This window comes from Nesterenkonia sphaerica (genome assembly GCF_005771565.1).
GTDB classification, from domain to species: Bacteria; Actinomycetota; Actinomycetes; order Actinomycetales; family Micrococcaceae; genus Nesterenkonia; species Nesterenkonia sphaerica.
Map to the genome: position 1 here is coordinate 144215 of NZ_VAWA01000007.1, position 12981 is coordinate 157195.

General features: G+C 62.5%; 10 protein-coding genes. All 10 read right to left on the minus strand.

Annotated elements, in window-relative coordinates; translation table 11 throughout:
- Positions 1–6: 6 nt before the first annotated feature.
- The 10 genes from FEF27_RS07395 to FEF27_RS07440 all read right to left on the minus strand — a co-directional run bounded on the left by FEF27_RS07395 (position 7) and on the right by FEF27_RS07440 (position 12665).
- Complete coding sequence (locus tag FEF27_RS07395) at positions 7–1110, minus strand: ABC transporter permease (protein ID WP_138170206.1); 1104 nt, start codon at positions 1108–1110, stop codon at positions 7–9.
- Positions 1107–2672 (minus strand): ABC transporter permease, encoded by a 1566-nt coding sequence (locus FEF27_RS07400; protein ID WP_138170207.1) that lies wholly within the window; start codon positions 2670–2672, stop codon positions 1107–1109. Before FEF27_RS07400 ends, FEF27_RS07395 begins: the two co-directional genes overlap by 4 nt.
- Positions 2673–2808: 136 nt before the next feature.
- Positions 2809–4716 carry an ABC transporter substrate-binding protein gene (locus FEF27_RS07405; RefSeq protein ID WP_138170208.1) on the minus strand — a complete coding sequence of 636 codons (1908 nt, stop codon included), beginning with the start codon at positions 4714–4716 and terminating at the stop codon, positions 2809–2811.
- Between the two features lie 447 nt (positions 4717–5163).
- Positions 5164–6414 carry a YihY/virulence factor BrkB family protein gene (locus tag FEF27_RS07410; RefSeq protein ID WP_208009721.1) on the minus strand — a complete coding sequence of 417 codons (1251 nt, stop codon included), beginning with the start codon at positions 6412–6414 and terminating at the stop codon, positions 5164–5166.
- A 52-nt stretch (positions 6415–6466) separates the two neighbouring features.
- A complete protein-coding gene (locus FEF27_RS07415) occupies positions 6467–6844 on the minus strand; it encodes a cation:proton antiporter (RefSeq protein WP_243729139.1) in 378 nt (125 codons plus the stop codon).
- Positions 6844–7110, minus strand: coding sequence for an MrpF/PhaF family protein (locus FEF27_RS07420; RefSeq protein WP_138170209.1), 267 nt, complete (start codon positions 7108–7110; stop codon positions 6844–6846). The genes FEF27_RS07415 and FEF27_RS07420 overlap by 1 nt, the downstream gene beginning before the upstream one ends.
- Positions 7107–7538, minus strand: coding sequence for a Na+/H+ antiporter subunit E (locus FEF27_RS07425; RefSeq protein ID WP_138170210.1), 432 nt, complete (start codon positions 7536–7538; stop codon positions 7107–7109). The genes FEF27_RS07420 and FEF27_RS07425 overlap by 4 nt, the downstream gene beginning before the upstream one ends.
- Positions 7535–9145 carry a monovalent cation/H+ antiporter subunit D family protein gene (locus FEF27_RS07430; protein ID WP_243729140.1) on the minus strand — a complete coding sequence of 537 codons (1611 nt, stop codon included), beginning with the start codon at positions 9143–9145 and terminating at the stop codon, positions 7535–7537. Before FEF27_RS07430 ends, FEF27_RS07425 begins: the two co-directional genes overlap by 4 nt.
- The gene (locus FEF27_RS07435; RefSeq protein WP_138170211.1) at positions 9142–9660 is read right to left on the minus strand and encodes a sodium:proton antiporter; all 519 of its coding nucleotides are present in this window, start codon (positions 9658–9660) and stop codon (positions 9142–9144) included. The genes FEF27_RS07430 and FEF27_RS07435 overlap by 4 nt, the downstream gene beginning before the upstream one ends.
- A complete protein-coding gene (locus FEF27_RS07440) occupies positions 9657–12665 on the minus strand; it encodes a DUF4040 family protein (RefSeq protein WP_138170212.1) in 3009 nt (1002 codons plus the stop codon). The genes FEF27_RS07435 and FEF27_RS07440 overlap by 4 nt, the downstream gene beginning before the upstream one ends.
- Between the last annotated feature and the right edge of the window lie 316 nt (positions 12666–12981).

A 12981-nucleotide genomic window follows, 5' to 3' on the forward strand; every position in this document is an offset into this window, starting at 1 on the left:
CTGAGCTCACTCCTGATTGTTTCCTGGGCTGCCTGTTCCGGCCCCACCCCGGCGCTGCTGAGACATGGCAAAGCCGCGCAAACCCAGCACCTGCCGAAGTCCGGGGCGGCGATCGCCCTTTCGCTGCTGACGGGGATCGAAAGCATCGCGGAGGCCGTCACCGATGAAATTCACACAGAGTGTGATGGTGAGGATGAAGAGTCCGGGAATCCAGAAGAGATGCGGCCGAGTGTTGATTGCCGCCTCACCCTGGGAGACCAGCATGCCCAGGGATACCTCCGGGGCCTGAATGCCCATGCCGAGGTAAGAGAGCACGGACTCCAGCAGGATCACCGCAGCGACGGTGAACGAGGCATTGACAATGATGACTCCGACGGCATTGGGCAGCATGTGTTTGAGGATGATGCGCCATGGGGAGGCGCCCATCGCAATCGCGGCGGCGACGTATTCCTTCTCCCGCAGGGAGAGCACCTCAGCACGCACCAGACGCGCCATTCCGGTCCAGAGCGCAAGCCCGAGAGCGATGGCAAGCGGGAACGGGGCGAACGGCATGTCACTGACGTAGCTGCCCAAAATAGCTGCGATGACCAGCAGCGGAACCACAATGACGAAATCGGTCAGGGTCATCAGGATCGACTCGACTTTGCCTCGGAAATACCCCGCGATTGCTCCAACGAGGATGCCGATCACCGAAGAGACCAGGGCCACCACCGCGCCGATGATCAGCGACTGCTGTGTTCCGCGCATCACCCGGGCAAAGATGTCGCGCGGGAGCCCGTCCTGCCCGAACGGGTGTGGGCCGAAGAGCTGGCCGTCTTGGAACATGGTCGGCTGGCCATTGTTCACCAGCTGAGCGCCCTGTGGGAGCCGGAACGGGTGCTGCCACCAGCCGGGGATGATGCCGTACCCCACTGAGGTGAACGCGACGATGGTGACGATCGACAGCACCACCAGTGAGATCATTGCCGGCACGTGGGAGAAGAATCTTCTCCGGATGAGCTGGTTCTGAGAGTATGACTTCTGGTCTGAGGTGAGTTTGGCGTCCTCGACCTCCGCGAGGTCCACCATCTGCTGCTCAAGCTCTGAGTCTGGAGTCGGTTCGTTACTCATACTCGGATCCTTGGGTCGAGGACGGCATAGAGGATGTCAGCGATGAAGTTGAATATCACCGCGATCCCCCCGGTAAAGATGATGACTGCCATGACCGGTGCAGGATCCACGTTGCTCAGTCCGGTGATGAACATGGTGCCCATCGAGTTCCAGGCAAAGACACGCTCCACAATGATCGCTCCCCCGACCAGTCCGGCGAAGTCGAAGGCCACCAAGGTCGCCAGCGGGATCATCGCGTTGCGGAAGGCGTGCTTGAGCACCACGGTGCGCTCGGTGACGCCCTTGGCGCGGGCGGTGCGGATGAAATCCTGCTGGACGACTTCCAGCATAGAGCTGCGCGTGTAACGCGTGTAGGTCGCGAGAGACGTCAGCATCATCACCAGCGTGGGAAGCCACAGCTGGCTGAGGTGATCCAGCGAGATGATCCAGAAATCGTCAGCCCGGAGGTTGGGCGTGGACGCTCCCACGGTGCGAATAGGCCGTGGCTTCACTGACAGCAGACCCGGCCAGGTGTACATGTAGTGGTCGAGCAGGATGATCCCGGAGGTCAACACCCCGGTCAGCAGCGTCACGGCTGTCGCCTGGCCTTTGGCGTAACCGCCGAACAGACGGCCGATGGCCACGCAGATCACCAGCGTGAGGGCGAACAGGCCCAGTGGGAGCAGGTAACTCTGCGCACCACGCATCAGATCCCAGGTGAGGAAGTACGAGACAACACCCAACACGGCCACAGCAAGCCCGCAGTAGAGCACTTTCAGGTTTTGCATCCCAGCAATCAGCGCCGTGAAACCCACCGCGAGCATGACCGCCGCCACGGCGATGAACCCCGTGCCGAGCCGAGGCTGCTCCATGAAATGAATGTGATCCAAGAAAGGCATCACCGTGCAGGTGTAGATGAACATCACCACCCCGGTGGCGACTCGCCGGCGAGGCCCTCCACCGATGACGGTGGGCACCACCACGGCCAGTAATAGTGCCACGGCAAAGATGTTCCCGGCAGTGAAGTGCGGGTCCGCCATCCAATTGTTGTACCGGATGGCCAAGTATTCCTTGGCGATGACTGCAGCCCAGAACAGCGGCAGCGACCAGAAGAGGAACATCACAAAGCTCATCGAGTAGTCGAACACCGAGTACTGCCGCATGGCGGAGACGATCCCGGTGAGCACACCGAGAACGATGGCCAGCAGCGTGGCGATCAGAACCAGCCGCAAGGAGACCTGAGCGGCGTTGGCGATCTGCGCAGTGACATCTCCGCCATTGACGGTAGTGCCCCAGTCGCAGGGCCCGATGATGCGGTCGGTGGGGTCGAGACAGCCCAGAACGCCGACCAGCCAGTCCCAGTAGCGTTCGTACCACGGGAGGTAATACTGGTCAGTCCAGGGCAGGGCAAGGTTCAGCTGCTGCGCTCTGAGCTCCATCTGGTACTCGGCGTCAGCGTCAGTGGACTCCCGCAGGTCCTGCAGCGGGTCACCAGAGTGCACCACCAGGGCATACGAGACAATCGAGGCGCCGAAAAGGACGAGGAAGAGCCGTCCGAAGCGCTTAAAGATGAATTTCAGCACGGTGCGTGATTCGCCTTCCGGTCTGTTCGGGTCGGGGGGCGCGGCACCAGCCGGGGCCCGGCAGAGAAACCTCTGCCGGGCCCCCTATGCCTGGTGCCGTGCCCTGAGTGGGAGGCCGGTCCCTAAGGGGACTGGCTCACTCAGCCCGCTGCCACTGCTCGGCGTTCCACGGAACGCTGGTCTGCGCGGCGGTCATCCGAACATTTGCGATGCTGGCATCGGCGGCGACGATGCCGGGGTGGACGTACAGCGGAATGCCGTGCAGGTCCTCCCACAGTGCCTGCTCAATTTCGATCAGCGCCTGCATACGCTCCTCGTCCGAGACGTTGTCGGCAACGACTCCCCACTGCTCATCGACAGTGTCGTTCGAGAAACCGGTGGCGTTCTGCGCACCGTCGGAGGAGTAGATGTTCTGCCCGGAGACGACCTGCCCGGATCCGGCCCAGGCGAACATCGCTACGCCGGACCAGTTGCCCTCGAGCAGCTCTGCGGAGAAGTCCGGAGTGCCAGCGTCGACGATGTCGAATCCGGCGCCCTCAGAACCGCAGTAAGTGTCGATGATTTCTACAGCGGCAGCCCGGCGCGGCTGCCCGAAGTGGTTGATCTCCACCGTGGTGCCAGCGGCGTCGTGCTCCTCAATGATTTCGGCGGCGGCATCGACGTCTGCCTCGTCATAGCGACCGTCGTAGGCCTCTTCGACAAACTCGTCGTAATCGTCTTCGAAGGAGAGAACTTCGCGAGCGTTGAGCACTTCGGCCTCAGGGTTGACCGGGGCGATGAGCTGATCAACGATCTCCTGGCGAGGCAGGCAGAGCGCAAACGCTTCGGCCAGCTCAGGAGTCTCGGCGAAGGGGCCCTGCTGGTACTGGAAGTCGATGTGCTCCCAGGTGGCCACATCGCCTTCGTGGACGACGAAGTCTCCGCTCTCAGCCAGGGAGTCGAGGCCCAGCTTGACGTCTTCGTCCCCCTGCGGCTCCACGATGTGGACGTCGAGGTTTTCCAGCGCCTGGACGTGAGTGTCCTCGTTGAGGAAGTCGAAGACCAGGTTTGCGGTTCCCGGTGGGGTGCCCCACCACTCGGGGTTGGGCTCTAAGGTCACCGAACCGCCGGTCTCCTCGCCTTCCCAGTTCCATTCGGCCAATTGGTAGGGGCCAGACGACAGTGCAATGTCGGGATCCCAGTCACCCTCGCTGCCCATGCCGGTGTTCCAGACCTCGGCGACAGGTTCAAGGGTTTCCAGATCTCCCTCGTCCATCGCCTCGTCAAGCTCCTCGACGCTGAGGCCCGCCTGTTCTGCCACGATGTGGGCCGGGACGTTAGGGCCACCGACCAGCAGCTCCCAATCGGCGTAGAACTCCGGAAGTTCCATGGTGAAGGTCTTGGCGTCGGGCTCCTCAGACTGGAAGCCGTCAGGAATGTACTGAGCCAAGGACGTGCCCGAGGGGCTGAAGCCTGCACCCGGCTCCTCATCCTCGTCGGTCCCGGCGTAGGCCTGGGCTGCCCAGTCGATCTGGTAGTCGCGGACAGTCACCGGGGTGCCGTCAGACCAGACCGCTTCCTCATTGATGGTGTACTCCACGGTGAAGGGGTCTTCTTCGCTGACGACCTCGTAACTGCCGAACTCTTCGTCAGGATTGATCGACAAGTCAGTCCCGAAGTAGAAGAATCCTGAACTCATCCGGCCCGCAACAATAGCGTTGCTGACGGAGTTGGCCCCGGAATAGTCATTGTTGACGTTGATGAATGGCGCCTCGCCGGGAGACACGATGATGGTGTCTTCCTGGGTTTCGAAGTCTTCCGGCATCTCCGCCTTCTGACCCGAGTCCGGAAGCGTTGAGTACAGGGCGCCCTCCTGGTCGAATTCCCCTCCGGTCCCCTCCTGGACACCGCCCTCGCCGTTACCGCCGTTGCCGTTCTCGCCATTTTCAGCACCATTGGCATCGCCGTTGCCGTTGTCGTCATCACCGCCAGGTGTGCAGCCTGACAGCACCAATGCGCTGGAGGCCAGAATGGCCGCAGCAGCAGAGAGTTTGCGTAGTTTCACGTGTTGCTCCTCATGGATTAGGTGCAGAGTAATAGTGGCGTACGCCACATTCGATACTCAGGTGACACCCAGGTTACGACCGACCGGACGGTCGGGTGAGCCAAATCATGGCCTGTAATCGAATTGTTACCGAGCCGTAGATGGCCTAAGAGGAGCGGCCCGCTCTTGCGACACAGCCGTGGACCGGCGGTGAGCGGCATGAATCTCGCATCGAGGGACGGAGCTTCGTGCAACTAAATATGCACAGAAAGCGCGTAAAACCGGGGCACTGCCCGAACAGCCGGTGCACAGCTCCACGTCAGGTTACTCAATGTTCACAAGCGACTGACATGGCATGAAACATTGCCGCTTTTCGAGGGGAGTGAAACCTGGACAAAAGCTGGTGGTTTCGAGAACCCGAATATTACAGAATGTTTCACTTTGTGATTCTGGTCACAGGATGAGCAACTAGGTGTGATTCCGCCACAGCTCGTCGGGATCGCTGACATCGCCCCGGGATACGCGCAGTGCCCTGCCAGCAGCGACGAGCTTCTCATGCTTGGCGTGCTTCTTCTCCGCAGCTTTGGTCTCCCTCGGAGGCAGCATAATGGTGCGCTCGGCTGCGATACCCGCTTGCAGCTGCCGCCCACGCTCCAGCTCGGCGTCGAGCTCGGCCCCCAGCAGCAACACGACATTCATGATGTAGATCCAGAAGAGGAAAATGATCACGCTGGCCAGCGCGCCATAGGTCGCCTCATAGTTGGCAAAGTTCATCACATAGACCGCGATGCCGATGGTGGTCAGGATCATGACCAGAATGGTGATCAGTGCCCCCGCGGAGGTCCATTTCACGCCCGACTGGCGAATGTTCGGCGTGGTGGAGTACAGCAGGGCGATCCCTCCGGCCGCCACCAGGATCAGCACCACCGGCGTGGCCCAGTTCCAGACGGTGACCGCGGTGTCCCCCAGCCCGATCACACTGCCCAGCGACCGGGCGATGGGACCGGAAACCACCAGCATCATGCCGGCGGCGGCCACCAGCAGGATCAGGACCACTGTGACGAGGTAGACCATCGGCCGCAGCTTGAGAATGGACCGTCCCTCTTCCACCTCCCAGATCCGGTTCAACGCCCGGGAGAAACCGTTGACGTAGTTCGACGCCGTCCACATCGCCAGCAGGATACCCACTGCGAGCCCCAGCCCGGCTCCACCCACACCCGTGACATTGCTCATCACCGTCTGGACTGTCTCCATGACGTCCTGGTTGCCGTCGGTGAGATCATCGACCATGTCGACGAAGAATCCGGTCACACGGTCGGCTTCTCCGATGATGCCCAGTATGGATACCAGGGCGATCATCGCAGGGAATATCGACAGGACCGCGTAGTAGGTCAGCCCAGCAGCCAGGTCAGTGCAGTGATCTCGCCCAAATTCGCTGAACGTTCGTTTGAGGCTGTACTTCCACGTCGCCCCAGTCAGCCGCAACGGCGACTCCGGTTTCTTCTGATGCTGGGTGGCTGGGTAGCCATCAACATATTCCTCACGCTGGCGCGCCTTGACCATGTACGGCTCGTCTGCCGCTGCTGAAATGGTCTCTGGCTGCGGTGCGTGCTCAGCGACCGTCGCCTCAGCGATGACCTGGCGGGCTTCGTCGTCGTGCCGGCGAGTCTGGTGGGGGGCGAGGCCTGGTGTTGCAGGCCCCTGACGGGAAGGGTTCATGGTTCCACAGTATCCGGATGGTTCCTGGACGGTCCGTGGGCAGCAGGTGTTGTTAAGTTGTGGATTGGTCCGGGGAGTCTGCGTGCTGGTCTCTGCGGGTCTTCAGCAGGTCGTCAGTGTGCGTAATCTCTGCCGGCAGGGAGTTGTTGAGGTACCCGGAGCGGGCAATCGCCATGGAACCCACCGCCGAGGTGAGCAGCTGGGCGATCATCGCCACCACGGCTTTGGCCAGGTTCAGCCAGCTGAAGTCCATCATCAGCACGCCGATCACAATGGAGGCGACACCCAGACCGGCAGAGGTGCCCACCGCCGAGGCACGCAGGTACAGGTCAGGAAGCCGGAAGAGCCCGATCCCAGCCACGATGATGGTGCCAATGCCCAAGAAGATAAAGACCAGCCCGGCACCGTGCAAGAAATCGTGAATATCCATCAGCGGCGACCTCCCGATCCGAGCCGTGCCATGGAGATGGCTGCCATGAATCCCAGCAATGTGGCGATGAGAATGATGTCGAAGAGCGCTTCCATATTGGTCCGCAGTCCGATCAGCGCAATGAACCCAATGAAGGCGAAGAAGATCAGGTCGGCGGCTACGGCCCGGTCGGTGATTTTTGGACCCAGGTAGGCTCGCACCCCGGCCAACAGCATCCCCAGACCCAGCAGGATCAGAGCGATCTCCAGTGTGACGTCGGATATCACTCCAGCTCACCTCCGGGCGGCTGATCAACGGGGACGACGTCGGGTACTCGCAGCGGCCTTGAGAGGTCACCTGGGTTACGCCGCAGGGCTTTGAGCATCCGGTCTTCCATCTCTTGGATTTCCCTCACCAGCGACTCCCGGGACGCCACGAACATGCCGTGGACATACAGGATCTGATGCTCCCGCGAGATTGAGAGCGTCAGTGTCCCAGGGGTCAGCGTGATCAGGCAGGAGATCAGGGTCCACTCGGTGTCCGATGTGCTGGCCGCCGGCACCGCGATAATGGCTGGGGCCATCTTCATCCGCTTCCGCGGCCGCAGCACGTCCAGGGTGACAAAGAGGTTTGCCAGCACAAAGGCTTTGGCGTACCAGAACAGGAAGCTGATCATGCGCCAGGGCCATGAGGCGAGGGCTGAGGTGGGGCTCACGAGTTCATCACCGCCTCCACGTACTCTTCGGGATTGAGCAGATTTTCTGCCGCCGTCTCGGAGAGCAGCATCAGAAGCTCGGCACCAAAGCCGAAGAACACGGTGATCCCAGCCAGGATGGCACCGGGAAGAATGAGCTTGGCCGGCACGCGAACCGCCCGTTCACGTGCGAGGACCGCAGACATCGCCGCAGTGGGCGGGCCGATGGTCAGCGTGGGCGTCTCCGCCTGCGCCTGAACCCGCAGGTACCGCTTGCCGTGCATCCTCTCCTGATACGCCAGGGCATTCTCCTCCAAGTCCGGAGGAGGCTTGCCCATGAAGACTCCCACCCAAATTTTCAGCATGGACAGCAGAGTGAACACGCTGACGATTACCGCCACCGCAGCCACCCAGTAGTGGGAGAGCTCCAGGGTGCCCTGAATGATGGTGAACTTGGCCACGAACCCGGAGAACGGCGGCAGCCCGGCCAGGGAGAGGGCGGCGATCATGAAGGTGAGCGCGACCAGCGGCTCCCGTTTGAGCATTCCTCCGAGTTTGTCGATCTCCCCGGTGCCATAGGTCTCCTCGATGGCGCCGGTGGACATGAAGAGGCTTGCTTTCACAATCATGTGGTGCAGCAGGTAGAAAATACCGGCTGTCAGACCGAGCCCGGTGAACAGACCGACTCCGATGAGAATGTAGCCGATCTGGCTGATCATGTGGAACACGAGGATGGATCGGGTTGTCTTCTCTCCGATGGCGCCGAGCACGCCGATCAGCATGGTCAGGCTGGTGACCACCAGTGCTATCCAGAGGAATCTCTCATCCCCCTCGAACATCACCGAGTAGATGCGGTAGATGGCGTAGATGGAGACTTTGGTGTGGATTCCGGAGAAGAGCGCCGTCACCGCCGGTGAGGTCATCGGGTAGGTGCGGGTCAGCCACCCGTGCACCGGGACCACTGCGGCCTTGATCCCGATGGCGGTGAGGATGACCGCACCGCCGACCGCGACCGCGGGGTCCTCGACCCCGGCGCCATGCAGCTCAGCAAGATTCACTGTCCCGGCAGTGCCGTAGACCAGTCCGACGCCGAAGAGCAGCAGAGTGGAGGCCAGCAGATTGACCGAGACGTAGATGCGCGCCCCGTGCGCGCCCAGCTTAGCCCCCATCATCGCCAGCAGGCCGTAGCTGGGCAGCAGCATGACCTCGATGAAGACGAAGAGGTTGAAGATGTCCCCGGTCATCAGGGCGCCCGCGACGCCGGCCATGAGGATCAGCACGAAGGGGTGGTAGAAGCGGGACCGAGCCTCGTGGGTCGCCATGGCGAACATGACGCTGGTGATGCCAAGGATGGTGATGATCATCAGCACCAGAGAGTTCAAGGCATCCACAACGAACGGGATGGCCACCTGTGGCGTGAAGTCCCAGAACCCGACTTTGTGGGCCAGCACAGTGCCGTCGTGGGTCGCGATCACCAGCAGTACGGAGAAGGCAAACATGGCCCCCAGAGTCCCGAGGCTGATGATGTGCCGGGCACGTTTGCTCTTGCGCAGAGCAGCACCGAGTGCCCCCATCAGGAGCGGGATGCCGACCAGCAGCGGCAGCAGCGGTGGAAGGGTCTCGGTCACGGCAGGTCCTTCCTTGTCTGGCGCTGGCCCGTCTGCTGATCAGCGTTCGGAGCCTCGGCAGAGTCGTCGTCCCGGCCTTCGAAGTCGTGCACTGGGCTCATCGGGGAGGCGTGCGCACCTCCGGTGCCTGCAGCCATCGCTCCCGTGATCAAGGTGTTGCGGGAGAATTCGGTGTCGGCTGAGGTCAGCAGCTTCGCCGGGGATTCCTCGGCGTTCTCCGTGTCATCATCCTTGGTGGTGGTGATGGCCAAGGTGATCATGAACATCGTGATGGAGAAGGCGATGACGATGGCTGTGAGGACGAAGGCCTGGGGCAGTGGGTCCCCTCCGACCCCATAGTCCGAGGTTCCGATGTACGGCACACCGCGGAAGGCGGTGTTGCCAGCTGCGAACAGGAGCAGGTTGGCGGCATGGCTGGCCATGACGAAGCCGAGCACAATGCGGACCATGCCGCGCTGCATGAACAGGTAGACGGCTGCGGCAGTCAGCAGCCCGATCGCGATGGAGATACTCATGGGGTCTCATCTCCCCTATTGGTGTGGTCTCTGCCGCGGAGCGGTTCGGGGTGCCAGCCTTCGCCTTCCGCTTCCAACGGCACGTCCCCCGGGTCAGCGCCGGCGTGCATTTCGATGCATTCGATCTGACCGGTCTTCTGTCCCTGTGACTTCATGTGAGCTTTGAGCAGTTCAGCCGGATACCGCTGGGCTTGGCCAAGCCGGTCCAGCGCCACCAGGACGGCCCCGATGACCGCCAAGTAGATGCCGACGTCGAAGATCAGCGCGGTGGTGAGTGTGAAGCCGGCTTCGGTCCCCCAGGGCAGCGGCAGGCCCTCCCAGATGACGATGGGCCGCAGGTAGGACCCTTCCGCGCCGTCGAGGAAACCGGCAAGCCCGATCACCGCGCCGATGGCGATGCCGCCGACGATCACCAGCGCGTAGTCGAAACGCAGCTTCACCGCAGAGTCTGACGGTGCCACCAAGTACCGCAGTGCGAAGAATCCGCCGAGCACGAGGGCGGAGATGAAGCCGCCGCCGGAGTCGTAGTGTCCACGCAGCAGCAGCACCACCGAGAGCAGCACAATGAAGGGTGCCATCCAGTTGAATACGCTGCGCATGGCCTGGGTGTTGTCGGCGGCGTGGTCCAAGGGTGTGCCGATCCACAGCCGGGACTCAGCCGGGTGCGAGTCGGAGGTGGAGAAGGCGGAGTTCAGGACCGCCAGGATGGCGAACCCGGCCACTCCGAGCACGGTGAGCTCACCGAAGGTGTCCAGGGCGCGGAAGTCGACCAGGATGGAGTTGACCGTGTTCAGCGCCCCGACGGTCTCGTAGGTCTCCTCCAGATACCACTGCGCTGCGGGTGACTGTCCCCTCCGGCCGGTGAGTGCGTAGGCCGCCACGAAGGCAGCGACACCAAAGGCGATGGCCACCACTGCGGAAACGGCGGTGCGCGAACGCGAGACTTGATGGAACTTTCGCGGCAGCTTGCGCAGCACCAGCACCAGCACCACGACAGTGAGAATCTCCACCAGCAGCTGGGTCATACCCACATCGACCGCGCCCAGGGCGAAGTACCAGGCGCCGACCACAAAACCTGCCCCGCCGGCGAGGACGACTGCTGCGGTCCGGGATTCCGAGATCACGGTTCCCACCAGGAAGAGGGCCAGCAGACCGATCAGGACCCAGTCGGTCATCCTGGTGTGACCGGCGGTGAACTCGCCGACATCGCCCACATGGAGGACCCCGGCGACGAAAATGCCGGCCAGGAAGATGCCCGGCGCAATGAGGTGCACTGCGTGCATATCCGTGCGGGTGATATCCCCGACGCGGCGTCCGAATGCAATGCTGCCGATGCGCAGCCGCTCCACGACCGCCACTCCCGTCCACGGGAGGACCTCACGCGGGATGAAGCTGTCAAGCCGGGTGCGGCCCAACACCGCGACGAGGCCGAGCCCCATGATGATGACCGAGAGCATCAGATCGGTGCTCAGACCCCCATAGAGGTAAAAATAAGGCTCATAGTCCGAGGTGGTTGAGGCATGGGTGGAAGCGGTGACCAGACCGTCGAACAGGAAGGGGACCAGGCCAAGCACGGCACCCGCCACGGCGGGCAGCAGTGCTGGGGTGTAAAAGGCCAGGGGCGCCTCATGGGCGTTGGTGGGCTCCAGTGGGTCCTTGACGTCGTCGTTCCTGCCGGTACCGGTGTAGCTGGTGAAGACACCCAGCACGATCCGCCCGCAGTAGGCGAAGGTGCCCACCGCAGCGAGGACACCAAGCACGGTGATGGTCCAGGTCAGTCCGGGGCCGAACAGGGCGGGCTGCTCACCGGCGGAGAGGAAGCCTTTGAGGAGGTTCTCCTTGGAGACGAAGCCGAACAGCGGTGGGATGCCGGCCATCGACAGGCAGCCCAGCACGGTGATGATGAAACTGACCGGCATCACCCGGCGCAGCCCGTTGAGCTGGCGAATGTCCCGAGAGTGAGTGCCGTGTTCAATCACTCCGACCATCATGAACAAGCTGGACTTGAAGAGTGCGTGGGCGATGACATGGATGGTCGCCGCTGCGATCGCCGTCGGTGTGCCGATGCCGATCACCGCCACCAGGAACCCCAGCTGGGAGACAGTGGAGTACGCCATGATCTCTTTGATGTCGTGGCGCTGCAGCGCGAACAACGCGCCGATCAGCGCAGTGATGAGTCCGCAGATGATCAGCATGGCGTGCCAGATCAGGACACCCTCGAAGACCGGGGAAAAGCGCAGCAGCAGGTAGATGCCAGCTTTGACCATCGCCGCCGCATGCAGATAGGCGCTGACCGGCGCCGGGGCGACCATCGCATCCGGCAGCCACAGGTGAAAGGGGAACTGGGCGGACTTGGTGAAGGCGGCGAATGCAATCAGGACCGCCACGGCACCGGTGAAGACGGGATTCTCGCCCCAGACCTGGTGCTGCAGAGCTTCTGACAGGCTGGTGGTGCCGGTGCGGACGATGATCAGCAGCACCGCCGTCAGCAGCCCGAGGCCGCCGGCCATCGTGATCAGCAGTGTGCGCTGGGCGGGAGCGGGGGCTTGGTCCCCGGAGCGGTTGATCAGGAAGAACGAGCACAGGGTGGTGAACTCCCAGAACACGAACAGCAGGATCATGTCATCGGCCAACACCATCCCGGACATCGCGAAGACGAACAGCAGCATCCAGATGTAGTAGTCGCTGGTCTTCTTCTTCAGGGTGAAGTATCGGGCGCTGTAGGCCATCACCAGCGCCCCGATGAACAGCACCAGCAGCAGGAAGACCATGCCGAGCCCGTCCAGCCGCAGCCTGATGCCGACATCCACGGTGGGAATCCACGGCAGGTATTCGTCGATGGTCTGGCCTGCGAGGATCTCAGGCAGCCAGATGAGGCACAGTCCGCCGAGGATGAGAAGCCCAGCACCGGCGAACCACCCGGTATCGCGACCCAATCGTGTGTGCACTGCCGCCGCGGCGGGGACCAGCAGCAGGGTGAGGAACAGCAGCACCAGCAGGGTCACCGCACACCTCCTGCGGGACGAGGCACAATGGTCGGCGCCGATGGGCACACGGCGGGCAGGGGTTTCCGCGACATGTCCGCCTCCTGTGTGCTCGTGGTAGATCGATCGGGTGCGATCCAGCGCAGCATGCGCTCAGTGCATCCTACATTTCGACCCAATGAACGCAGCGCTGCGCTGCCTCCGCCGACCAGACTTCCCGGCACACCGTCCCTTACCCTAGCGAGTTCTGAGGCCGCCGGGCAACGAGAGCGTCATCACCGGTCGGTGCGGCAGGCTCCTTCCGGGACTAGGGCATGTCTCCCATATGTGAGGTGAT

What these genes read in the sequence shown, in the direction of transcription:
- FEF27_RS07395 (WP_138170206.1), bottom strand. Translation starts at nt 1,110, where the DNA reads ATGAGTAACGAACCGACTCCAGACTCAGAGCTTGAGCAGCAGATGGTG.
- FEF27_RS07410 (WP_208009721.1), bottom strand. Translation starts at nt 6,414, where the DNA reads ATGAACCCTTCCCGTCAGGGGCCTGCAACACCAGGCCTCGCCCCCCAC.
- FEF27_RS07415 (WP_243729139.1), bottom strand. Translation starts at nt 6,844, where the DNA reads ATGGATATTCACGATTTCTTGCACGGTGCCGGGCTGGTCTTTATCTTC.
- FEF27_RS07435 (WP_138170211.1), bottom strand. Translation starts at nt 9,660, where the DNA reads ATGAGTATCTCCATCGCGATCGGGCTGCTGACTGCCGCAGCCGTCTAC.